We start from the raw sequence: 22,359 nt of genomic DNA, 5'->3' as shown, positions 1-22,359 counted from the left end.
TCCGGCCGCCGATGCACTGGGCAGCCGCTGCAGCCTTGACCGCCATCTTCCTGCCGGTATCGGCGCAGGCCCATGGCCTTTTCGATGCCCACCTGCTGGACCGCGCGCCATTGCTGCTCACGGCGGTGCTGGTCGCGGCCGCCTGGCTGCTCTATGTGCTGGGCGCCCGCAAGGTACCGCCGCGGCGGAGCGAGGCCCTCTGCTTTCACAGCGCCATGCTGCTGGCGGTGTTCTCGGTTTTCGGCCCCATCGACGACTGGGCGGAAAGCAGCACCAGCTGGCACATGACCCAGCACATGCTGTTCATCATCGTGATCGCGCCGCTGTGGGCGCTGGCCCGGCCGCTGCCGCAATGGCGCGGCGTCACCGGCCGCTTTGCCCAGCCGCTGTGGACCGGCATTCTGCGCGCCGGCCGCTACCCCACGCTGCTGGCGCTGCTGCATGGTGCGATCATCTGGATCTGGCACACGCCGAAGCTCTATGTGCTGGCGCTGGACAACCTCTGGTGGCACGCCTTCGAACATGCGTGCTTTCTGTTCACCGGCTGGCTGTTCTGGTGGTCGGTGCTGCGCGCCAATCCGAAGCAGGTGCCCCAGGCGTTGATGGCCGTGTTGCTTACGCTGATGCACACCGGCCTGTTGGGCGCCCTGCTCACCTTCGGCACCGTCTCGTTCTATGGCGAAGGTCGCTCGGTGGACGACCAGCAACTCGCCGGCCTGATCATGTGGGTACCCGGTGGGCTTATCTATCTGATCGGTGGCGGCTGGATCGCCTGGCGCTGGCTGACCCGCATGTGGCGGCGCCAGCAAACGGGTGCTGCCCGGGAGGAGCTGGGCTGAGGCTGCGAACGAGCCTGCAGCCGCGTCGCTCACTCACTCTTCTTGCGAATCCAGTAGAGGTAGGTGCCAGCCGCTTCCTGCTGCTCGACCAGGTCATGGCCAAGAAAGATGCAGAACTTCGGAATATCTCGCTGGGTCGAGGGATCGGTCGCGATCACCTTGAGCAGCGCACCACCGGCCAGATCGCGCACCTTGTTGTGCAGCATCATCACCGGCTCGGGGCAGTTCAGGCCGCTGGCATCGAGCACGGCATCGACGGACATTTCAGCTGATTGGGTCATCTTGGGCTCCGGAAAACTGGCGTGCATTGTTACGCATGCGCGCAGGCGGGTCATCCGCTGGCTGATCAGAGACGCCGCAGGTGGCAGGTCACCTCTTCGCGGTCGTGGTACAGCTGCTTGCAGCCGATGCTGGCCTTGACGCCGCGCGCGGCCAGGCCATCGGCGATGCGCTCCAGCAGCCGCTTGACCTCGGCATAGCGCTGCTTCATCGGCAGCTTGAGGTTCACCACCGCCTCGCGGCACAGGCCCTCGCCGATCCAGGTTTCCAGCAGCGCAGCATTGCGCGCCGGCTTCTCGACGATGTCGCAGACCATCCAGTCCACCGGCCTTTTCGGGCGGAAGGTAAAGCCGTCGGCGCGAAAATGTTCCACCAGCCCGGAATCCATCAGGTCGGCGTTCATCGGCCCGTTGTCCACCGCGCTGACCTTGATATGCCGGTTGACCAGCTGCCAGGTCCAGCCGCCCGGCGCCGCGCCGAGATCGACGCCGGTCATGCCCGCCGCCAGCCGCGTATCCCACTGCTCACGCGGGATGAAATGGTGCCAGGCCTCCTCCAGCTTGAGCGTCGAGCGGCTGGGTGCCTGGCGCGGAAACTTCAGGCGCGGGATGCCCATCGGCCACAGCGCGCTGTTGTTCGCCTCGGCGATGCCGACGAATACTTCGCGACCGCTCTTGAAGGTCAACAACAGTCGCGGGCCGTTGCCATGCTCGTCGAGGCGGCCGGCCTTGATCAGCGCCTTGCGCAGTGGCGCCTCGAACTTGCGGCAGAAGTTGGAAAGTTCCTTGCCATCGTTGGTGTCCAGCACTTCCAGCCACAAGCCACTGCAGACTGGATAAGCCGCCAGGTACTCCAGCAATACGCTGATACGATCCGTTTCAGGAAGTTGCAGGTACTCGCCGCGCGCCCATTGCCGCGGAAAGATCAGTTCGGCGAAACGCAGCTTTCGCATCAGCCGCTCGGCGCCGCCGCTTTCGCTGCAGATGAATTCCGCACAGGCACTCTCGGGCCGCGCCTTGGCGTAGCCGGCCACTTCCAGGACGGCGGCGTGCTCGCTGATTTCCGCGCATACCTCGCCCTCGAAACCGGGGCGGCAATGCAGCAGCAATGTGTTCATGTTCGAATCCTGTCAGCGGTCGGGCCAGCGCCAAAGCCGCGCATCATAGCCGACCACGGGAACCCTCGCCTGCATGACCCGGTCCAGTGCAGTAGCGAAGCCCCATGGGTTTCACCGCTCGTTCATCAGCCAGCCCTTACCGTGTGGGCACAAGGAGATGAGGAATGCCTTCCCTGGATAGCCTGAATTGCCGCCGCAGCCTCGAAGTTGCCGGCAAGACCTACCACTACTACAGCCTGCCCGACGCAGCCGCCCAACTCGGCGATATCAGCCGCCTGCCCACGTCACTGAAGGTGCTGCTGGAGAATCTGCTGCGCTGGGAAGACAACCAGACGGTGCGCGCCGACGACCTGAAATCCCTGGTGCGCTGGCTGGACACGCGCAGCTCCACGATGGAGATCCAGTACCGCCCTGCCCGCGTACTGATGCAGGACTTCACCGGCGTCCCGGCAGTCGTCGATCTTGCAGCCATGCGCGACGCCGTGGCCAAGGCCGGCGGCGATCCGCAGAAGATCAATCCGCTGTCGCCGGTGGACCTGGTCATCGACCACTCGGTGATGGTCGACCGTTTCGGCAACGATCAGGCATTCGAGCAGAACGTCGCGATCGAGATGCAGCGCAACGGCGAGCGCTACGAGTTCCTGCGCTGGGGCCAGCAGGCATTCGACAACTTCGCCGTGGTGCCACCGGGCACCGGCATCTGCCACCAGGTGAATCTGGAATACCTCGGCCAGGTGGTCTGGACCCGTGAAGAGAACGGCGAAACCTATGCCTATCCGGACACCCTGGTCGGCACCGACTCGCACACCACCATGATCAATGGCCTCGGTGTGCTTGGCTGGGGCGTTGGTGGTATCGAGGCCGAGGCGGCAATGCTCGGCCAGCCGGTGTCGATGCTGATCCCTGAAGTGATCGGCTTCCGCCTGACCGGCAAGCTCAACGAGGGTGTCACCGCCACCGACCTGGTGCTGACCGTAACGCAGATGCTGCGCAAGCACGGCGTGGTCGGAAAGTTCGTCGAGTTCTTCGGCCCCGGCCTGGATCACCTGCCGCTGGCCGACCGCGCCACCATCGGCAACATGGCCCCGGAATATGGCGCCACGTGCGGCTTCTTCCCGGTCGACCAGGTGACCATCGATTACCTGCGCCTGACAGGCCGCAATGAAGAGCGCATCGCGCTGGTCGAGGCCTACAGCAAGGCGCAGGGCATGTGGCGCGACACCAACTCGCCCGACCCGGAGTTCACCGCCACGCTGGAACTCGATCTCAGTCAGGTACGCCCCTCCGTGGCCGGACCGAAACGTCCGCAGGACCGTGTGACCCTCGGCGATATCGGCGCGAACTTCGATCTGCTGCTGGAGACCAGCGGGCGCCAGCAACAGGCTGATACCGATTTTGCGGTCGCTGGTGAACAGTTCCAGCTCAAGCACGGCGCGGTGGTGATCGCTGCCATCACCTCCTGCACCAATACCTCGAACCCGAACGTGCTGATGGCCGCCGGCCTGGTCGCCAAGAAGGCCATCGAGCGCGGCCTGCAACGCCAACCCTGGGTCAAAACCTCTCTGGCGCCGGGCTCGAAGGTGGTGACCGACTACCTCGAGCGCGCCGGCCTGACCCGCTATCTCGACGAACTCGGCTTCAACCTGGTGGGCTACGGCTGCACCACCTGCATCGGCAACTCCGGGCCGCTGCCGGATGCCATCGGCCAGGCGATCACAGATAACGATCTAATCGTTTCTTCCGTACTGTCCGGCAACCGTAACTTCGAAGGGCGCGTACATCCGTTGGTCAAGGCCAACTGGCTGGCCTCACCGCCGCTGGTGGTCGCCTTTGCACTGGCCGGCACCACACGCATCGACATGGACCGCGAACCGCTGGGCTATGACGCGCAGAACCAGCCGGTGTACCTGAAGGACATCTGGCCGAGCAGTGCCGAGATCGCCGAAGCGGTGGCGAGCATCGATGGCGAAATGTTCCGCAGCCGTTACGCCGACGTGTTCAGCGGTGACGAGCACTGGCAGAAGATTCCAGTCAGCGCCGGAGATACCTACGCGTGGGACGCTGGCTCCAGCTATGTGCAGAACCCGCCCTACTTCGAGGATATCGGCCAGCCACCGACTCCACCGACGGACGTAGAGAACGCTCGCGTGCTGGCCTTGTTCGGCGACTCGATCACCACCGACCACATTTCCCCTGCTGGCAATATCAAGGCCAGCTCACCGGCTGGCACCTATTTGCAGTCGCTAGGCGTGGCGCCGGAAGACTTCAACTCCTATGGCTCCCGCCGCGGCAACCACGAGGTGATGATGCGCGGCACCTTCGCCAATATCCGCATCAAGAACGAGATGCTTGGCGGGGAGGAAGGCGGCAACACACTCCATCAGCCGAGTGGCGAGAAGCTTTCGATCTATGATGCAGCCATGCGTTACCAGGCCGAAGGCGTCCCACTGGTAGTGGTCGCCGGCAAGGAGTATGGCACTGGCTCCAGCCGCGACTGGGCGGCCAAGGGCACCAATCTGCTGGGTGTCAAGGCGGTCATCGCAGAGAGCTTCGAGCGTATCCATCGCTCCAACCTGATCGGTATGGGCGTGCTGGCGTTGCAGTTCGTCGATGATCAGACGCGCCAGTCGCTGGGCCTGAACGGTACGGAGAAGTTGTCGATCCGCGGTCTAGGCGCCGATATCGCGCCGCGCCAGATGCTGACCGTGGATGTGGAGCGCGCCGATGGTTCGCGTGACTCGTTCCAGGTGCTGAGCCGCATCGATACGCTCAACGAGGTGCAGTACTTCAAGGCTGGCGGGATTCTGCACTACGTGCTGCGCCAGCTGATCGGGAGCTGATCGAAACCGGAAACGCCGATGCGATTCCTTTCGCATCGGCGTCCGCCGGTCCTTCGGCGATTGGTTTCCAGCTGCCCTGACGTCCCTGCCCGCTGCCCGGCTCCCTGAGTTCGCTTCGCATCGCGAAGCACCGGACACGCACCGACAATGCCCAAAACCCGTTACAGAACCATTAAGCCATGGCTGCCGCTGGTCGCCTGTGCGCAGGAGAAGCTGATCCACGGATCAGCTTTCGCTCAAGAACGCCCCTCTCCGGCCGACCAACTGGTCAGCCTGACCCATTAGAAAAACATAAGGTCGGGTGCGACACCCTACGATTCCTCTGCCAGGCGTGATAGTCGATGCGTAACAATCAACCCGTAACTCAGCGCGAATACGCGTTTCCTGACCAGCAACGCCTCATCTCGACCACCGACCTCAAAGGCCAGATCACCTACTGCAACGACATATTTGCCGAGGTCAGCGGCTTCGCACGTGACGAACTGATTCGCGCGCCGCATAACCTGGTGCGCCATCCGGATGTGCCGCCGGCCGTGTTCGACCACATGTGGACGACCCTCAAGCAGGGCAAGCCGTGGATGGGCATCGTCAAGAACCGGCGCAAGACCGGCGACCATTATTGGGTCAACGCCTACGTCACGCCCATTTTCGATCAGCAGCGCCAGGTAACAGGCTATGAGTCGGTGCGTACCAAACCGACCCGCGAACAGGTTCAGCGAGCCGAAGCCCTGTATGCGCGCATCAATTCCGGCAAGTCCGGCGTGCCCCGCCGCAACACCTGGCTGCCCGTATTGAGCAAATGGCTACCATTTCTGGTCATCAGCCAGATCGGGTTTCTGGTCGGGGCCAGCTTCGATCATGCATTGGGGTTCATCGCCGCCGCGCTGCTGGCCGTACCGTTCGGCCTGGTCGCGCTGCACTGGCAGCAACGTGGCATAAAGCGCCTGTTGCAGCTGGCGAGCGAGAGCACCAGTGACCCACTCATCGCGCGTATGTATACCGACAGCAGCGGCGTCGAAGCCCAGCTGGAAATGGCGATGCTCAGTCAGCATGCGCACCTGAAGACCTGCCTCACGCGCTTGCAGGACATGGCCGTGCAGTTGCAGGGCCAAGCCAAACAGGCCGACTCGCTGGCACAGAACTGCGCCAATGGCCTGATGCAGCAGCATCAGGAAACCGAGCAGGTCGCAACGGCGATCAACGAGATGGCCGCGACGACGCAGGAGGTCGCCGGCAACGTAGCGCTGGCCGCCGACGCGACCCGAGAGGCCAGCCGCCTCACCGATCAGGGCCGTGCGGTCACTGCCGAGACACGCAAGGCCATTCAGCAGCTATCCGAGTCCGTCGCCAAGACGGGCGAGGCGGTCAACCAACTGGCCAACGACAGCGAGGCGATCGGCAGCGTGGTCGATGTGATCAAGAGCATCGCCGACCAGACCAACCTGCTGGCACTCAACGCCGCGATCGAGGCTGCGCGTGCCGGTGAAAGTGGTCGCGGCTTCGCGGTAGTCGCCGACGAAGTCCGCCAGCTTGCCCAACGAACGGCCAGTGCCACGGGTGAGATCCACCAACTGATCGAGAAGCTTCAGTCGCAGGCGCGCCACGCCGTGCAGACCACCGAGGATGGCCGAGTGCATGCGACGCGCGGCGTCGATCAGGTGATCCAGGCCGATCAGGCCCTCAGCGGGATCAATGAGGCGATGGGCAATATCATCGACATGACCACGCAGATCGCGTCCGCGACGGAGCAGCAGAGCGCGGTGGCCGACGAGATCAGCAACAACGTCAGCACCATCGCCCAGCTGGCCGAACAGACTACCGGTGACGCGCGCAGCTCTGCGCTGCTCAGCGAGGACCTCGCCGCCACGGCGCAAGGGCAGTACGCCCTAGTCGAGCGCTTCAACCGCTAGGAAAAGCCGCAGCCGGCATCGCTCGATCCGGCTGCAGGCAGCGCTCAGTGCGAGATCACGCCCTGGAGAAACGCGGCAATCGCATCGGCAGCGCTGTCGAGGTGCTGGTCGTGGCTCAGGCCCGAGCGTTTCAGCGGTTTGAGATCGTGATCGGCGGCGGCCAGCCAGTGCAGCGCAATCGCCGGGGATAGCGCGTACTGTGCCACCGTTTCATGATCACCCAAGGCGTCGCGCTCACCTTGGACAACCAGGGTCGGTGTCTGCAGCGTGGCGAGATGCGCCACCCGAGGCTTTTCCGGCTTGCCGGCGGCATAGAACGGATAACCCAGGCAGACCAACGCGTCCGCGCCCAACTCATCGGCCAGCAAACTGGCCATTCGCCCCCCCATCGACTTGCCACCGATGGCCAGCGGTCCTGTGGCCTGCTGTCGCACCAGGGCATGGACTTCACGCCATTGGGCCAACAATTGAGCCTGTGGACTGGGCGGCCGCTTGCCTGCTCCGGCACGTCGCGTTGCCATGTAGGCAAACTCGAATCGGCAAACCGCTATCCCGCGCGCAGCAAGGCGCACAGCCATTTGTTCCATGAACGGGCTGTCCATCGGTGCGCCTGCACCATGCGCCAGGATCAGGCTCACCCAGGCGCCGCCAGACGGCTGGTTCCACCTGACGAGATGCCCTTTGTCACTTTGTGTGTATTGATCCGTGTCAATACCGGCAGATTGCCCTTTCCCCATCCTTGCCCCGCTTTCTATTAGAAAGAAAAAAACTGCTCATTACCCGTGGATGGAAGCCCATACATGAACACAGCAACCAGTACCGCCTACAGTTACAAGGTGGTCCGCCAATTCGCCATCATGACGGTGGTGTGGGGAATCGTCGGGATGGGGCTCGGCGTTTTCATCGCAGCACAATTGGCCTGGCCATTTCTGAACCTTGACCTCCCCTGGACCAGTTTCGGTCGTCTACGTCCATTGCACACCAACGCGGTGATCTTCGCCTTCGGCGGCTGTGCTCTGTTCGCAACGTCCTACTACTCGGTACAGCGTACCTGTCAGACCACACTGTTCGCGCCGAAGTTGGCCGCGTTCACCTTCTGGGGCTGGCAGCTGGTCATCCTGCTCGCCGCGATCTCCCTGCCGCTGGGCTTCACCAGCTCCAAGGAATACGCGGAACTGGAGTGGCCGATCGACATCCTGATCACCATCGTCTGGGTGGCCTACGCGATCGTCTTCTTCGGTACGCTGGCGACGCGCAAGGTCAAGCATATCTATGTCGGTAACTGGTTCTTCGGCGCCTTCATCCTGACCGTGGCAATCCTGCACATCGTCAACAATCTGGAAATCCCGGTCAGCGCGATGAAATCCTACTCGCTGTATGCCGGTGCGACCGATGCGATGGTGCAGTGGTGGTACGGCCACAACGCCGTGGGTTTCTTCCTCACCGCCGGCTTCCTCGGGATCATGTACTACTTCGTGCCGAAGCAGGCCGAGCGTCCGGTGTATTCCTATCGCCTGTCGATCGTCCACTTCTGGGCGCTGATCACCGTCTACATCTGGGCCGGCCCGCACCACCTGCACTACACCGCCCTGCCGGATTGGGCACAGAGCCTGGGCATGGTGATGTCGCTGATTCTGCTGGCTCCGAGCTGGGGCGGCATGATCAACGGCATGATGACTCTCTCGGGTGCCTGGCACAAACTGCGTAGCGACCCGATCCTGCGTTTCCTGGTAGTTTCGCTGGCGTTCTACGGCATGTCGACCTTCGAAGGCCCGATGATGGCGATCAAGACCGTCAACGCCCTCTCCCACTACACCGACTGGACCATCGGCCACGTACACGCCGGCGCCCTCGGCTGGGTGGCCATGGTGTCCATCGGCGCGCTGTATCACCTGATCCCGAAGGTCTTCGGCCGCGCTCAGATGCACAGCATCGGGCTGATCAACACCCACTTCTGGCTGGCCACCATCGGCACCGTGCTCTACATCGCCTCGATGTGGGTCAACGGTATCGCCCAAGGTCTGATGTGGCGCGCGATCAACGACGACGGCACGCTGACCTACTCCTTCGTCGAAGCACTGGAAGCCAGCCACCCCGGTTTCGTGGTGCGGATGATCGGTGGTGCGATCTTCTTCGCCGGCATGCTGGTGATGGCCTACAACACCTGGCGCACCGTGCAGGCTGCCAAGCCCGCCGAGTACGACGCTGCCGCGCAGATCGCCTGAGGAGCCTAGGTAAATGAAATCGCACGAGAAACTAGAAAAGAACGTCGGTCTGTTGACCCTGTTCATGATCCTGGCGGTGAGCATCGGCGGCCTGACCCAGATCGTCCCGCTGTTCTTCCAGGACGCAGTCAACGAGCCGGTCGAAGGCATGAAGCCATACACCGCGCTGCAACTGGAAGGCCGCGATCTGTATATCCGTGAAGGCTGCGTCGGCTGCCATTCGCAGATGATCCGTCCGTTCCGCGCTGAAACCGAGCGTTACGGCCACTACTCGGTCGCCGGCGAAAGCGTCTACGACCATCCGTTCCTCTGGGGTTCCAAGCGTACCGGTCCGGACCTGGCCCGTGTCGGTGGCCGCTACTCCGATGACTGGCACCGCGCGCACCTGTACAACCCGCGCAACGTAGTGCCCGAGTCGAAGATGCCGTCCTACCCGTGGCTGGTCGAGAACACCCTCGACGGCAAGGACACCGCCAAGAAGATGTCGGCACTGCGCACCCTCGGTGTGCCGTACACCGAAGAGGACATCGCTGGCGCTCGCGACTCCGTCAATGGCAAGACCGAGATGGACGCCATGGTGGCCTATCTTCAGGTGCTCGGCACGGCTCTGACCAACAAGCGCTAATCGCACAGCCAAGAAAAATGACGGCTGGCTTCGCAGCCGTCAGGGACTTCAATCGCGGACAGCCAGAGTTGCTCGGGCTGTCCAGGAGTAGCACATGAGCACTTTCTGGAGTGGATACATCGCCCTGCTGACGCTGGGCACCATCGTCGCTCTGTTCTGGCTGATCTTCGCCACCCGCAAGGGCGAGTCGGCCGGCACCACGGATCAAACGATGGGTCATGCCTTCGACGGCATCGAGGAATACGACAACCCGCTGCCGCGCTGGTGGTTCCTGCTGTTCATCGGCACGCTGGTGTTCGGCATCCTTTACCTGGTGCTCTACCCGGGCCTGGGTAACTGGAAAGGCGTTCTGCCAGGCTACGAGGGTGGCTGGACCCAGGAGAAGCAATGGGAGCGCGAGGTCGCTCAAGCTGACGAGAAATACGGTCCGATCTTCGCCAAGTATGCGGCCATGTCGGTGGAAGAAGTCGCCCAGGATGAGCAAGCCGTGAAGATGGGTGCTCGCCTGTTCGCCAACTACTGCGCCATCTGCCATGGTTCCGATGCCAAGGGTTCCCTGGGCTTCCCGAATCTGGCCGACAGCGAATGGCGCTGGGGTGGTGATGCAGCCTCGATCAAGACCACCATTCTGAACGGCCGTATCGCGGCGATGCCGGCCTGGGGTCAGGCCATCGGCGAAGAAGGCGTGAAGAACGTTGCAGCCTTCGTCCGCAAGGAACTCGCTGGCCTGCCGCTGCCGGAAGGCACCGATGCTGATCTGGGCAAAGGCAAGGAGGTCTACGCACAGACCTGCGCCGTTTGCCACGGCCAGGGCGGCGAAGGTATGGCGGCACTGGGTGCGCCGAATCTTCAGCATGCTTCCGGCTGGATCTACGGCTCGAGCCTCGGCCAACTGCAGCAGACCATCCGCCACGGCCGCAACGGCCAGATGCCTGCCCAGCAGCAGTACCTGGGCGACGACAAGGTTCACCTGCTCGCCGCCTACGTTTACAGCTTGTCGCAGAAACCTGAACAACTCGCCAAGCAGTAACTCGTAAAAGGGCGGTACACTCGTACCGCCCTTCCCGCCTTGTCCTCAGGCAACTCCTGTCGCGCTGCGACCATCTGTCGCATCATCAGCCGACCGAAGACCTTCCCCGCCCGCTTACGCACTTCTAAGCTTTGCTTCCGACTCGCCGCACCACCTAGAACCATAAGGCGAAACTCGGTATTTCTCGCGCACCGGCCTGGTGCGAAAAATCCCTGCGCAGCGCATGGAAAACGCTTTAAACCAGGGTTTTGGCCAGCCAAGAGAGCCCGGGCGTCGTTTGCATTGCCCCCATGCTTTCTCCATACTTGCCGCCGTTTTTGCCTTCGAAAATGCCATTAGCGTGGAAGCCTTGCATGAGCACAGCAATAAGTGAGACTGCTTATAACTATAAGGTGGTTCGCCAATTCGCCATCATGACGGTGGTATGGGGAATCATCGGGATGGGCCTGGGTGTTTTGATCGCCGCGCAGTTGGTGTGGCCCTCGCTCAACTTCGACCTGCCGTGGACGAGCTTCGGCCGTCTACGACCATTGCACACAAACGCGGTGATCTTCGCATTCGGTGGTTGCGCACTGTTTGCCACGTCCTATTACGTGGTTCAGCGCACTTGCCAGGCGCGTCTGTTCTCCGACGGACTCGCGGCCTTCACCTTCTGGGGTTGGCAGGCTGTGATCGTGCTTGCAGTCATCACGCTTCCACAGGGCTTCACCAGCTCCAAGGAATACGCGGAACTGGAGTGGCCGATCGACATCCTGATCACGCTGGTGTGGGTGTCGTACATCGGCGTGTTCTTCGGCACGATCATGAAGCGCAAGGCCAAGCACATCTATGTGGGCAACTGGTTCTTCGGCGCGTTCATCCTGGTTACGGCGATGCTGCACATCGTCAACAACCTGGAAATCCCGGTGTCCTGGTTCAAGTCCTACTCGATCTATTCGGGTGCGACCGACGCGATGGTGCAATGGTGGTACGGCCACAACGCCGTGGGCTTCTTCCTGACCACCGGCTTCCTGGGCATGATGTATTACTTCGTGCCGAAGCAGGCCGAGCGCCCGGTGTATTCCTATCGCCTGTCGATCGTTCACTTCTGGGCGCTGATCACCCTTTATATCTGGGCCGGTCCGCACCACCTGCACTACACCGCGCTGCCGGACTGGGCACAAAGCCTGGGCATGGTGATGTCGATCATCCTGCTGGCTCCGAGCTGGGGCGGCATGATCAACGGCATGATGACCCTCTCGGGCGCCTGGCATAAGCTGCGCACCGATCCGATCCTGCGCTTCCTGGTGGTATCGCTGGCGTTCTACGGCATGTCGACCTTCGAAGGTCCGATGATGGCCATCAAGACCGTCAACGCCCTCTCGCACTACACCGACTGGACCATCGGCCACGTTCACGCCGGCGCCCTCGGCTGGGTTGCGATGATCACCATCGGCTCCATGTACCACCTGATCCCGAAAGTGTTCGGTCGCGAGCAGATGCACAGCATCGGCCTGATCAATGCGCACTTCTGGCTGGCCACCATCGGCACCGTGCTCTACATCGCCTCGATGTGGGTCAACGGCATCACCCAGGGTCTGATGTGGCGCGCAATCAACGAAGACGGCACGCTGACCTACTCCTTCGTCGAGGCACTGGAAGCCAGCCACCCCGGCTTCATCGTCCGTGCCTTGGGCGGTGCCTTCTTCCTCGCCGGCATGCTGCTGATGGCCTACAACACCTGGCGCACTGTGCGTGCCGCCAAAGCAGCTCAGTACGACGCTGCTGCGCAGATCGCTTGAGGAACGGATAGATGAAGAATCACGAAGTACTCGAAAAGAACATTGGTCTGCTGACCCTGTTCATGATCCTGGCGGTGAGCATCGGTGGTCTGACCCAGATCGTCCCGCTGTTCTTCCAGGACGCCGTCAACGAGCCGGTCGAAGGCATGAAGCCCTACACCGCGCTGCAGCTGGAAGGCCGCGACCTGTACATCCGCGAAGGCTGCGTCGGCTGCCACTCGCAGATGGTGCGTCCGTTCCGCGCTGAAACCGAGCGTTACGGCCACTACTCGGTCGCCGGCGAAAGCGTCTATGACCATCCGTTCCTGTGGGGCTCCAAGCGTACCGGTCCGGACCTGGCCCGTGTCGGTGGCCGCTACTCCGATGACTGGCACCGCGCGCACCTGTACAACCCGCGCAACGTAGTGCCCGAGTCGAAGATGCCGTCCTACCCGTGGCTGGTCGAGAACACCCTCGACGGCAAGGACACCGCCAAGAAGATGTCGGCACTGCGCACTCTCGGCGTGCCGTACACCGAAGAAGACATCGCCGGCGCCAAGGATGCCGTCCGTGGCAAGACCGAAATGGACGCCATGGTGGCTTACCTGCAAGTACTCGGCACTGCACTCACCAACAAACGGTAACGCATGATGGAAATCGGGACTCTTCGCGGCTTGGGCACAATTCTGGTATTCGTCGCCTTTATCGGCGTGGTGCTCTGGGCTTACAGCAGCAAACGCAAGAATAGCTTCGACGAAGCCGCCAACCTGCCCTTCGCGGACGACGAGACCGACGCCAAGAAGCGTGATGAAGAAGCTTCCAGGAGTAAGAAATAAATGACCTCGTTTTGGAGTTGGTACGTCACCCTGCTGAGCCTCGGCACCATTGCCGCGCTGGTCTGGCTGCTACTGGCAACTCGCAAGGGCCAACGCCCTGACAGCACTGAAGAAACCGTTGGCCATTCCTATGACGGTATTGAGGAATACGATAACCCGCTGCCGCGCTGGTGGTTCATGCTGTTCGTCGGCACCGTCATCTTCGCCCTCGGCTACCTGGTGCTGTACCCCGGCCTGGGCAACTGGAAAGGCATCCTGCCGGGCTATGAAGGTGGCTGGACTCAGGTCAAGGAATGGCAGCGCGAGATGGACAAGGCGGACGAGCAGTACGGTCCGCTTTTCGCCAAGTACGCCGCCATGCCTGTAGAGGAAGTCGCCAAGGATGCTCAGGCGTTGAAGATGGGCGGTCGCCTGTTCGCCTCCAACTGCTCGGTCTGCCACGGCTCCGATGCCAAGGGCGCCTACGGCTTCCCGAACCTGACCGACAATGATTGGCTGTGGGGCGGCGAGCCGGAAACCATCAAGACCACAATCCTGCACGGCCGCCAGGCGGCGATGCCGGCCTGGCGGGACGTGATCGGCGAAGAAGGCATCCGCAACGTTGCCGGCTATGTGCGCAGCCTGTCCGGTCGTGATACCCCAGAGGGTATCAGCGTCGACATTGAGCAGGGTCAAAAAATCTTCGCGACCAACTGTGTAGTCTGCCATGGACCGGAAGCCAAGGGCGTTGCAGCCATGGGCGCGCCGAACCTGACCGACAATGTCTGGCTGTATGGTTCGAGCTTCGCTCAGATCCAGCAGACCCTTCGCTACGGTCGCAATGGCCGCATGCCGGCCCAGGAAGCAATCCTTGGCAACGACAAGGTGCACTTGCTGGCGGCTTACGTTTACAGCCTGTCGCAGCAGCCGGAGCAGTGATACAGAGGGTCGGGGTGACGACCTGTCGCACCCGACCCCGACACTCCGGGCGTACCATTCGCAGCTGGACAGAAAAATGATCCCGGTTGGCACGTATCGGCCGGGACACCCACCTTCCGCCGTGGTACGTACTCGATGACTGAGCAGATCCCCGTTCGTGATGTAACCCCCCCGTCCAAGGCAGGAGCGTCGGCAGACCTCTACGCCGCGCGTGAAAAAATCTACACCCGAGCCTTCTCCGGCCTGTTTCGCAATGTCCGCCGCGTCGGCGGAGCGGTTCTCTTCATCCTTTATTTCGGCACCGCGTGGATCAACTGGAACGGCCGACAGGCTGTCTGGTGGGATCTTCCGGAGCGCAAATTCCACGTCTTCGGGGCAACCTTCTGGCCTCAGGACTTCATGCTGTTGTCATGGCTGCTGATCATCTGTGCCTTCGGCCTGTTCTTCATCACCGTGTTCGCCGGACGCGTCTGGTGTGGCTATACCTGCCCGCAGAGCGTGTTCACCTGGGTTTTCATGTGGGCCGAGAAGGTCACCGAGGGTGACCGCAACCAGCGCATGAAGCTGGACAAGGCGCCCATGAGCGGCAACAAGTTCATCCGCAAGCTGGGCAAGCACGGCATCTGGCTCGCCGTGTCGTTCGCGACGGGAGTCACCTTCGTCGGGTACTTCACCCCCATCCGCGAACTGGTACCTGACCTGCTCACCCTGCAGGTTGGCGGCTGGGCCCTGTTCTGGGTGGCCTTCTTCACGCTCGCCACCTACGGCAATGCCGGCTATCTGCGTGAGCAGGTGTGCATCTACATGTGTCCCTACGCGCGCTTCCAGAGCGTGATGTTCGACAAAGACACCCTTATCGTTTCCTACGACCCGCGGCGCGGCGAGAAGCGTGGACCGCGCAAGAAAGACGCCGACTACAAGGCCATGGGCCTCGGCGACTGCATCGACTGCACCATGTGCGTACAGGTCTGCCCGACCGGGATCGACATCCGCGACGGCCTGCAGATCGAATGCATCGGCTGCGCGGCCTGTATCGACGCCTGCGACGCCATCATGGACAAGATGAACTACCCGCGCGGGCTGATCAGCTACACCACCGAACACAACCTGTCCGGGCAGAAGACTCATCTGCTGCGCCCGCGCCTGATCGGTTACGCCGTCGCGCTCCTGGCCATGATGGGGCTGTTCTCCTACGCCGTGTATGATCGCCCGCTGGTAAAACTCGACGTGCTCAAGGATCGCGTGCTCTACCGCGAGAACGAGCAGGGCAATATCGAGAACGTCTACACCCTCAAGGTGATGAACAAGGCTCAGCAAGAACAGACCTTCGTGATCGAAGCGACCGGCCTCGACGGTCTGGTCTACGAAGGCCGTAGCGAGATCCGCGCCGAGGGCGGCGAGCTCGTCACGATCCCGGTCGAGTTGTCCATCGCCGCCGAGAAGCTGCCCTCGAGCACTAATGAAATCGTCTTCCACATTCGCTCGGTAGACGACGACTCGATAAACGACGATGCAGACAGCCGTTTCATCGGCCCGAGCATCCGCTAAGTAAGGTAATGCATGCGCTCTGATAACGAACAAACGCGTTGGTACACCCAGTTCTGGGCCTGGTTTGTCATCGCCATCCTGCTGAGCTCTGTGGTGCTGGGTCTGTCCCTGCTGACGTTGGCGATCAAGAATGCCGACACCCTGGTCGCGGACAACTATTACGACGCCGGCAAGGGCATCAACCAGTCGCTGGAGCGCGAGAAACTGGCAGAGCGCCTGGAGATGCAGGCACGCATCGCCCTCAATGATGAACGCGGCCTGGCCGAAGTGCAGCTGAGCGGCGCAAGCCGCCCGCAACAACTGGTGCTTAACCTGATCTCTCCGACCCAACCCGAGCGCGACCGTCGCATCATCCTGCAGCCGCAGGGTGAAGGCATCTATCAGGGCCAGATGCAGGAATCGATCAGTGGCCGCCGCTTCATCGAGCTACTCGGTCGCGAAGGTGATCAGGACTGGCGCCTGTACGGGGAAAAAACCATCGAAACCGGCCGCGCCCTCGAACTGAAGCCTTGAGCCGCTGATGGCAAAGCCTCTCCCCTGCTACCACTGCGGCCTGCCGGTGCCAGCCGGCAGTCCGTTCCAGGCCCGCGTGCTGGGTGAGACGCGGGCCTTGTGCTGCCCAGGCTGCCAGGCCGTCGCTGAAGCCATCGTCAAGGGTGGGCTGGAGAGCTACTACCAGCACCGCAGCGACACCGCCATCAACCCGCAGACTCTCCCTCAGGAACTGAGCGAAGAGATGGCGCTGTACGACCGCGAGGACGTCCAACAGCCGTTCGTACAGCACCAGGGCGATCTGGCAAGCACTTCGCTGATGATCGAAGGGATCAGCTGCGCCGCCTGCGGCTGGCTGATCGAACGCCACTTGCGCAACCTGCACGGCGTGGCCGAGGCCAGCCTCAACCTGTCCAATCATCGCCTGAACGTACGCTGGAGCAACGCACAGCTGCCGCTCAGCGAGCTGCTCGGCGAGCTGCGACGGATCGGCTACGCAGCACACCCCTACCAGGCCGACCAGGCTGCCGAGCGCCTGGCCAGCGAGAACCGCCGTTCGCTGCGCCAGCTGGGCGTAGCCGGGCTGCTGTGGATGCAGGTAATGATGGCCACCATGGCCACCTGGCCCGAGTTCAACCTGGACCTGTCGGAGAGCTTCTTCGTCACCCTTCGCTGGACCGCCCTGCTGCTCACCACGCCGATCGTCTTCTACTGCTGCACCGACTTCTTCAAAGGAGCACTGCGCGATTTGCGCACCCGCCACCTGACCATGGACGTGTCGGTGTCGCTGGCGATCGGCGGTGCGTACGTCGCCGGCATCTGGTCCACCATCACCGGCCAGGGTGAACTCTATTTCGACGCGGTGGGCATGTTTGCCCTTTTCCTGCTGGCCGGGCGCTACCTGGAGCGGCGCGCGCGCGAACGCACCGCAGCCGCCACCGCACAACTGGTCAATTTGCTGCCTGCGTCCTGCCTGAGACTCGACGCAGACGGTCACAGCAATCGCATCCTGCTCAGCGAGCTGCAGCTCGGCGACCGCGTACTGGTGCAACCCGGTGCGTTGATTCCGGCAGACGGCCTCATCATCAGCGGTCAGTCCAGCGTCGATGAATCGGTACTGACCGGTGAGTACCTGCCCCTGCCCCGCGGCGTGGACGATGCAGTAACCGCTGGCACGCTGAACGTCGAAGGCCCGCTGACCGTGGAAGTCCAGGCCTTGGGCGACGACACCCGTTTATCCGCCATTGTCCGCCTGCTGGAGCGTGCTCAGGCAGACAAACCGAAGCTTGCCGAGCTGGCCGACCGCGTCGCGCAGTGGTTTCTGCTGGTGGTGCTGCTCGTTGCGACCGTCGTCGGGGTGGTCTGGTGGCAGATCGATCCGCAACGCGCGTTCTGGATCGTTCTTGCATTGCTCGTCGCGACCTGCCCATGCGCGCTGTCGCTGGCGACACCCACAGCACTTACCACGGCCACCGGTACGCTGCACAAGCTCGGTCTGCTGCTGACCCGCGGGCATGTGCTCGAAGGCCTGAATCATATCGATACCGTGGTGTTCGACAAGACCGGTACCCTGACCGAGGGCCGCCTGACACTTAGCGCCGTGCACCCGCTCGGAGCTTTGAATGCCGATGCCTGCCTGGCGCTGGCCGCAGCCCTGGAGAACCGCTCCGAACACCCGATTGCCCGCGCCTTCGGACGTGCGCCGCTGGCGGCGGAATCGGTCGAAACGGTGCCGGGCCTGGGCCTGCAAGGCAACGTTGAAGGTCGCAACCTGCGGATCGGTCAGCCCAGCTTCGTCGCCGAAGGCTTCGCCCAACCGGCACCCGCTATTCCCGGCGACCAGGGGCAATGGCTGTTGTTGGGCGACGATCAAGGCCCGCTGGCCTGGCTGGTATTGGACGATCGGCTTCGCGACGATGCCCCGGCACTCCTCGAGGCCTGCCGCGCCCGTGGCTGGCAGACGCTACTGCTATCCGGTGACAGCTCACCGATGGTCGGCCAGATTGCCAGGGAACTGGGCATCGATGAGGCCGAAGGCGGCATGACCCCTGCCGCCAAGCTCTCCCGATTGCAGGCATTGCAGGCCGCCGGACACCGGGTGCTAATGCTCGGCGACGGCGTCAACGACGTCCCGGTGCTTGCCGCAGCGGATATCAGCGTCGCTATGGGCTCGGCGACCGACCTGGCCAAGACCAGTGCTGATGCGGTGCTGCTATCCAACCGCCTAGGCAGCTTGGCGCAGGCATTCGACGTCGCACGCCGCAGCCGCCGCATCATCATCGAGAATCTGGCCTGGGCAAGCCTGTACAATGGCCTGATTCTGCCCTTCGCCGCCTTTGGCTGGGTCACCCCACTATGGGCCGCGCTGGGGATGTCGCTCAGCTCGCTGCTGGTGGTTTTGAACGCCTTGCGGCTGACACGTCAGCCGGCAAGTCACGGCTGAATCTGCTGCAACGCACGTCATTGGCGCAGCGGCGCACTTTTACGCAGCTGAAGACTTCGCTTCGGATCCTGGAGGTCCTAATGGCCGCTCTGTACATCCTCATCCCTGTTGCCGTGGTCCTGGTGGCCGTCGCAATCTGGGTGTTCTTCTGGGCGGTGGACAGCGGGCAGTTCGACGATCTCGACGGACCGGCGCACAGCATCCTGTTCGACGACGACGAGCCGCAGAAGCCTTCCGCAGTCGATGCAGCGGAATCCTCGGAAGATCAGCCGGAGCAACGCAAAGGTGACTGACCTGCTGCCCCTGCTGCTGTCAGCACTGGTCTTGGGACTACTGGGTGGCGGCCATTGCCTCGGCATGTGCGGCGGCCTGATGGGTGCACTGACCATGGCCATTCCACCGGATCAGCGCGGCAGGCGCCTGCGCCTCCTGGTCGCCTACAACCTCGGACGCGTATCAAGCTATGCCGTTGCCGGATTCCTGATCGGCCTGGCGGGCTTGGCCGTTGCCAACAGTCCAGCGGCCATGGCGTTACGAGTCGTCGCCGCACTTCTGCTGATCACCATGGGCCTGTACCTCGCCGGCTGGTGGAGCGGGCTGACACGCATCGAGTCGCTAGGGCGCGGACTCTGGCGTCATATCCAGCCTATCGCTAGCAAATTCATGCCGGTAACGAGCATTCCACGCGCCCTGATACTGGGGGCGCTGTGGGGCTGGCTACCGTGCGGCCTGGTCTACAGCACCCTGTTGTGGTCAGCCAGCCAGGGCGATGCACTGGATAGCGCTTTGCTGATGCTGGCGTTCGGCATCGGCACCTGGCCGGTGTTGCTTGCCACCGGCCTTGCTGCCGAGCGATTGACAGCGTTGCTGCGCAAGCGTGGCGTGCGCGTCGTCGGCGGGGTAATGGTGATTCTGTTCGGTATCTGGACGCTGCCAGGCCCTCATCAGCAGTGGCTGATGGGGCATGGCTCAGCGCCATCTCACGAGACACACGCGCACTAGCGGAAGGCTTGCGAGCGCTCAGGGCTCCTTGGGCAACTGGCGCTTGTGAGCAGTCTTGTCGTAGGTATCGATGATGATCCGGGCCGCCTCGTCCGGTACCGGCTTACCCTGGAGAAAATCATCGATGTTGCGGTAGCTGACACCATGAGCGGCCTCATCGGGCTTGCCAGGTGACAGCTCTTCGAGATCCGCGGTTGGCACCTTGTGCACCAACTGATCGGGAGCGCCCAATGCCGCGGCTATCTGCCGAACCTGATCCTTCACCAGACCCGCCAGCGGCGTCAGGTCGCACGCGCCATCACCGAACTTGGTGAAGAAGCCCATCACCGCCTCTGCCGCATGGTCGGTACCGATGACCAGGCCCTGGCGCGCGTTGGCGATCGTGTACTGAGCAACCATGCGCATCCGCGCCTTGGTATTGCCCAGCACGAAATCACGCTGCGCCGGGCTCAAAGGATCAAGCGCCTGCGTGGCGGCAGCCAGGCCCAGCACCGCGGTGCCGATGTTCACGGTGTGGCACTCGTCGGGCTTGATCGCATCCACCGCCAGCTGCGCTTCATGCTCGTCATGCTGCACCTGATAAGGCAGGCGCACGGCGATGAAGCTATAGTCGTCGCCTTCCCCTGCTTCGCGCATGCCGGCGACCGCCCGCTGGGCCAGCAGACCCGCCGTGGTCGAATCGACGCCACCACTGATCCCGAGCACCAAGGTCTTCAGGCCCGACTCGCGCAAGCAGGTCTGGATGAAGCTCACCCGACGATCAATCTCGGCCTGTACCGACTCCGGCCCGGTAAATGGTGCGCAGACGTTGAGCGCGGTTGCGATTTCCTGCTGGCGGCTGTGCATGAATCTCTCCTCTGGCGATATGAAGGCGCTGCTGAAGCATAAGACGCTGACGTGATCATCTGACCGCCAATCAGCGCGATCCTTCCGGATGTCGGCGCCGATCTGGCCCAGCGCGCTAGGGTCGGATCAAGTTTGATACAGGTCAAGTCCGCCGCAATGCCCTGCCCCTAGAATCCAGCGACCGCCGTCATGACCGGGAACGCCACATGCTCGACTCCATTCGCTGGGATTCCGACCTGATCCGTCGCTACGATCAGGCCGGCCCGCGCTATACGTCGTACCCGACCGCGGCCCAGTTCAATGAAAAGGTCGGCTCGTTCGACCTGCTGCACGCATTGCGCGGCAGCCGCCAGGCGTCACGCCCGCTGTCGCTGTACGTCCATCTGCCATTCTGCGCCAACGCCTGCTACTACTGCGGCCGCAACAAGGTGGTGACCAACGACCGGACACGCGCACAGCCCTATCTGGAACGCCTCGAGAAAGAAATCGAGCTGATCACCTGCCATCTGGGCAAGGACCAGGTGGTCGAGCAGCTGCACTTTGGCGGCGGCACACCTACCTTTCTCAGCCATGATCAACTGCGTCGGCTGATGAGCCATCTGCGCCAGCACTTCAACCTGCAGGACGATGATCATGGCGACTTCAGTATCGAGATCGACCCCCGGGAAGCGGATTGGCCAACCATCGGCCTGCTCCGCGAACTAGGTTTCAACCGCATCAGCATCGGCGTGCAGGATCTGGACCCGGACGTTCAGCGCGCCATCAATCGCATGCAGACCCTGGAACAAACACGCACCATCATCGAGGCGGCCCGCACGCTGCAGTACCACTCGCTGAGCATCGATCTGATATACGGCCTGCCGCTGCAGACGCCAGCACGCTTCGCCAGAACCGTTGAGGCGATCATTGACCTGCAGCCGGACCGGCTCTCGCTGTTCAACTATGCTCATCTGCCTGAGCAATACGCGCCGCAGCGCCGTATCAACGCCAACGACCTGCCGGCCCCCGCCGAAAAGCTGGCCATGCTGGAGCAGAGCATTCATTTGCTCACCGACGCGGGATACCGCTACATAGGCGTGGACCACTTCGCCCTGCCGGACGATGAACTGGCCATGGCGCAAGAAGATGGCAGCCTGCAGCGCAACTTCCAGGGCTACACCACCCATTGCCATTGCGATCTGGTGGGTCTCGGCGTTTCGGCCATCAGCCAGATCGGTGATCTCTACTGCCAGAACACCAGCGACATCGAACAATACCAATATCAGCTGGATCAGCATCAGCTAGCCACCGCCAGAGGCTTACGCTGCAAACAGGACGACCATATCCGCCGCACCGTCATCCAGTCTCTAATCTGCGATTTCGAGCTGAGCTTCACGAAAATCGAGAGCGAGCATGACATCGAGTTCAGACAGTACTTCGCCGAAGCCTGGCCGATGCTCGAGCAGATGGCCGCTGATGGGATGATCGAGATCACCGAGAGCCATCTGCTGATTCAGCCTGCTGGCCGGCTACTGGTTCGCTCGATATGCATGCTCTTCGACCACTATCTCCCCGAGCAGGTCAGACAGGCCAGCCGCGCCTGATCTAGAGCGCCTCAGACTATCGTCCCAATCATTGCCTGCGACCCTTGAGCCGATTGGCCATCGCCG

General features: G+C 62.5%; 20 protein-coding genes. 16 read left to right on the top strand and 4 right to left on the bottom strand.

Annotated features, from left to right (window positions below):
- Positions 1-11: 11 nt before the first annotated feature.
- Positions 12-839: a cytochrome c oxidase assembly protein gene (locus tag LW136_RS10435; RefSeq protein ID WP_234175251.1), complete on the top strand. Its 828-nt coding sequence runs from the start codon at positions 12-14 to the stop codon at positions 837-839.
- Between the two features lie 29 nt (positions 840-868).
- Here the strand turns inward: LW136_RS10435 and tusA are convergent, their stop codons facing one another.
- Together tusA and rlmM are read right to left on the bottom strand one after the other, a co-directional pair.
- Positions 869-1,120 carry a sulfurtransferase TusA gene (tusA, locus tag LW136_RS10430; RefSeq protein WP_014820499.1) on the bottom strand — a complete coding sequence of 84 codons (252 nt, stop codon included), beginning with the start codon at positions 1,118-1,120 and terminating at the stop codon, positions 869-871.
- Between the two features lie 65 nt (positions 1,121-1,185).
- Positions 1,186-2,235, bottom strand: coding sequence for a 23S rRNA (cytidine(2498)-2'-O)-methyltransferase RlmM (rlmM, locus tag LW136_RS10425; RefSeq protein WP_234175140.1), 1,050 nt, complete (start codon positions 2,233-2,235; stop codon positions 1,186-1,188).
- 164 nt (positions 2,236-2,399) lie between these two features.
- Between rlmM and acnA the strand changes: the two genes are divergently transcribed.
- On the top strand, positions 2,400-5,075 hold the full coding sequence (acnA, locus tag LW136_RS10420; protein WP_234175139.1) for an aconitate hydratase AcnA: 2,676 nt from the start codon (positions 2,400-2,402) through the stop codon (positions 5,073-5,075).
- Positions 5,076-5,416: 341 nt separating this feature from the next.
- Positions 5,417-6,985 (top strand): methyl-accepting chemotaxis protein, encoded by a 1,569-nt coding sequence (locus tag LW136_RS10415; protein ID WP_234175138.1) that lies wholly within the window; start codon positions 5,417-5,419, stop codon positions 6,983-6,985.
- Positions 6,986-7,029: 44 nt separating this feature from the next.
- On the opposite strand, the gene LW136_RS10410 is transcribed toward LW136_RS10415, so the two are convergent.
- Positions 7,030-7,722: an alpha/beta family hydrolase gene (locus tag LW136_RS10410; RefSeq protein WP_234175137.1), complete on the bottom strand. Its 693-nt coding sequence runs from the start codon at positions 7,720-7,722 to the stop codon at positions 7,030-7,032.
- 63 nt (positions 7,723-7,785) lie between these two features.
- On the opposite strand from LW136_RS10410, the gene ccoN (LW136_RS10405) reads away from it, so the two are divergent.
- The 12 genes from ccoN (LW136_RS10405) to LW136_RS10350 all read left to right on the top strand — a co-directional run bounded on the left by ccoN (LW136_RS10405) (position 7,786) and on the right by LW136_RS10350 (position 19,864).
- Positions 7,786-9,210 carry a cytochrome-c oxidase, cbb3-type subunit I gene (gene ccoN / locus LW136_RS10405; protein ID WP_003301812.1) on the top strand — a complete coding sequence of 475 codons (1,425 nt, stop codon included), beginning with the start codon at positions 7,786-7,788 and terminating at the stop codon, positions 9,208-9,210.
- 13 nt (positions 9,211-9,223) lie between these two features.
- Positions 9,224-9,835, top strand: a complete 612-nt coding sequence (gene ccoO, locus LW136_RS10400) for a cytochrome-c oxidase, cbb3-type subunit II (RefSeq protein WP_044316406.1) — start codon at positions 9,224-9,226, stop codon at positions 9,833-9,835.
- A gap of 94 nt (positions 9,836-9,929) precedes the next feature.
- On the top strand, positions 9,930-10,865 hold the full coding sequence (gene ccoP / locus LW136_RS10395) for a cytochrome-c oxidase, cbb3-type subunit III (RefSeq protein ID WP_003301809.1): 936 nt from the start codon (positions 9,930-9,932) through the stop codon (positions 10,863-10,865).
- Positions 10,866-11,218: 353 nt separating this feature from the next.
- Positions 11,219-12,646 carry a cytochrome-c oxidase, cbb3-type subunit I gene (gene ccoN, locus LW136_RS10390; protein ID WP_003301808.1) on the top strand — a complete coding sequence of 476 codons (1,428 nt, stop codon included), beginning with the start codon at positions 11,219-11,221 and terminating at the stop codon, positions 12,644-12,646.
- Between the two features lie 11 nt (positions 12,647-12,657).
- A complete protein-coding gene (ccoO, locus tag LW136_RS10385; protein ID WP_041014125.1) occupies positions 12,658-13,269 on the top strand; it encodes a cytochrome-c oxidase, cbb3-type subunit II in 612 nt (203 codons plus the stop codon).
- Between the two features lie 6 nt (positions 13,270-13,275).
- Positions 13,276-13,461: a CcoQ/FixQ family Cbb3-type cytochrome c oxidase assembly chaperone gene (locus LW136_RS10380; protein ID WP_003301805.1), complete on the top strand. Its 186-nt coding sequence runs from the start codon at positions 13,276-13,278 to the stop codon at positions 13,459-13,461.
- Positions 13,462-14,379 (top strand): cytochrome-c oxidase, cbb3-type subunit III, encoded by a 918-nt coding sequence (gene ccoP / locus LW136_RS10375; protein WP_023446314.1) that lies wholly within the window; start codon positions 13,462-13,464, stop codon positions 14,377-14,379.
- A 135-nt stretch (positions 14,380-14,514) separates the two neighbouring features.
- Positions 14,515-15,927, top strand: coding sequence for a cytochrome c oxidase accessory protein CcoG (gene ccoG, locus LW136_RS10370; protein WP_234175136.1), 1,413 nt, complete (start codon positions 14,515-14,517; stop codon positions 15,925-15,927).
- Positions 15,928-15,939: 12 nt separating this feature from the next.
- The gene (locus LW136_RS10365; RefSeq protein WP_014820511.1) at positions 15,940-16,440 is read left to right on the top strand and encodes a FixH family protein; all 501 of its coding nucleotides are present in this window, start codon (positions 15,940-15,942) and stop codon (positions 16,438-16,440) included.
- Between the two features lie 7 nt (positions 16,441-16,447).
- Positions 16,448-18,862 carry a heavy metal translocating P-type ATPase gene (locus LW136_RS10360; RefSeq protein WP_234175135.1) on the top strand — a complete coding sequence of 805 codons (2,415 nt, stop codon included), beginning with the start codon at positions 16,448-16,450 and terminating at the stop codon, positions 18,860-18,862.
- Between the two features lie 80 nt (positions 18,863-18,942).
- Positions 18,943-19,155 carry a cbb3-type cytochrome oxidase assembly protein CcoS gene (ccoS, locus tag LW136_RS10355; protein WP_023446318.1) on the top strand — a complete coding sequence of 71 codons (213 nt, stop codon included), beginning with the start codon at positions 18,943-18,945 and terminating at the stop codon, positions 19,153-19,155.
- Positions 19,148-19,864: a sulfite exporter TauE/SafE family protein gene (locus LW136_RS10350; protein ID WP_234175134.1), complete on the top strand. Its 717-nt coding sequence runs from the start codon at positions 19,148-19,150 to the stop codon at positions 19,862-19,864. Before ccoS ends, LW136_RS10350 begins: the two co-directional genes overlap by 8 nt.
- Positions 19,865-19,882: 18 nt before the next feature.
- Here LW136_RS10350 and nadE read toward each other — a convergent pair whose 3' ends face one another.
- Positions 19,883-20,710 carry an ammonia-dependent NAD(+) synthetase gene (gene nadE, locus LW136_RS10345; RefSeq protein WP_125898259.1) on the bottom strand — a complete coding sequence of 276 codons (828 nt, stop codon included), beginning with the start codon at positions 20,708-20,710 and terminating at the stop codon, positions 19,883-19,885.
- Between the two features lie 206 nt (positions 20,711-20,916).
- Between nadE and hemN the strand changes: the two genes are divergently transcribed.
- Positions 20,917-22,293, top strand: a complete 1,377-nt coding sequence (gene hemN / locus LW136_RS10340) for an oxygen-independent coproporphyrinogen III oxidase (RefSeq protein ID WP_234175133.1) — start codon at positions 20,917-20,919, stop codon at positions 22,291-22,293.
- Positions 22,294-22,359 lie beyond the last annotated feature (66 nt).

Origin of the sequence: Stutzerimonas kunmingensis (assembly GCF_021432085.1) — a bacterium.
Taxonomy (GTDB): Bacteria; Pseudomonadota; Gammaproteobacteria; order Pseudomonadales; family Pseudomonadaceae; genus Stutzerimonas.
The sequence above is the reverse complement of the archived record's forward strand: the minus strand, read 5'-3'. Positions and strand labels throughout refer to the sequence as shown.

Coding starts and splice junctions, on each gene's coding strand:
- LW136_RS10435 (WP_234175251.1), top strand. CDS start 12: ATGCACTGGGCAGCCGCTGCAGCCTTGACCGCCATCTTCCTGCCGGTA.
- tusA (WP_014820499.1), bottom strand. CDS start 1,120: ATGACCCAATCAGCTGAAATGTCCGTCGATGCCGTGCTCGATGCCAGC.
- rlmM (WP_234175140.1), bottom strand. CDS start 2,235: ATGAACACATTGCTGCTGCATTGCCGCCCCGGTTTCGAGGGCGAGGTA.
- acnA (WP_234175139.1), top strand. CDS start 2,400: ATGCCTTCCCTGGATAGCCTGAATTGCCGCCGCAGCCTCGAAGTTGCC.
- LW136_RS10415 (WP_234175138.1), top strand. CDS start 5,417: ATGCGTAACAATCAACCCGTAACTCAGCGCGAATACGCGTTTCCTGAC.
- LW136_RS10410 (WP_234175137.1), bottom strand. CDS start 7,722: ATGGGGAAAGGGCAATCTGCCGGTATTGACACGGATCAATACACACAA.
- ccoN (WP_003301812.1), top strand. CDS start 7,786: ATGAACACAGCAACCAGTACCGCCTACAGTTACAAGGTGGTCCGCCAA.
- ccoO (WP_044316406.1), top strand. CDS start 9,224: ATGAAATCGCACGAGAAACTAGAAAAGAACGTCGGTCTGTTGACCCTG.
- ccoP (WP_003301809.1), top strand. CDS start 9,930: ATGAGCACTTTCTGGAGTGGATACATCGCCCTGCTGACGCTGGGCACC.
- ccoN (WP_003301808.1), top strand. CDS start 11,219: ATGAGCACAGCAATAAGTGAGACTGCTTATAACTATAAGGTGGTTCGC.
- ccoO (WP_041014125.1), top strand. CDS start 12,658: ATGAAGAATCACGAAGTACTCGAAAAGAACATTGGTCTGCTGACCCTG.
- LW136_RS10380 (WP_003301805.1), top strand. CDS start 13,276: ATGGAAATCGGGACTCTTCGCGGCTTGGGCACAATTCTGGTATTCGTC.
- ccoP (WP_023446314.1), top strand. CDS start 13,462: ATGACCTCGTTTTGGAGTTGGTACGTCACCCTGCTGAGCCTCGGCACC.
- ccoG (WP_234175136.1), top strand. CDS start 14,515: ATGACTGAGCAGATCCCCGTTCGTGATGTAACCCCCCCGTCCAAGGCA.
- LW136_RS10365 (WP_014820511.1), top strand. CDS start 15,940: ATGCGCTCTGATAACGAACAAACGCGTTGGTACACCCAGTTCTGGGCC.
- LW136_RS10360 (WP_234175135.1), top strand. CDS start 16,448: ATGGCAAAGCCTCTCCCCTGCTACCACTGCGGCCTGCCGGTGCCAGCC.
- ccoS (WP_023446318.1), top strand. CDS start 18,943: ATGGCCGCTCTGTACATCCTCATCCCTGTTGCCGTGGTCCTGGTGGCC.
- nadE (WP_125898259.1), bottom strand. CDS start 20,710: ATGCACAGCCGCCAGCAGGAAATCGCAACCGCGCTCAACGTCTGCGCA.
- hemN (WP_234175133.1), top strand. CDS start 20,917: ATGCTCGACTCCATTCGCTGGGATTCCGACCTGATCCGTCGCTACGAT.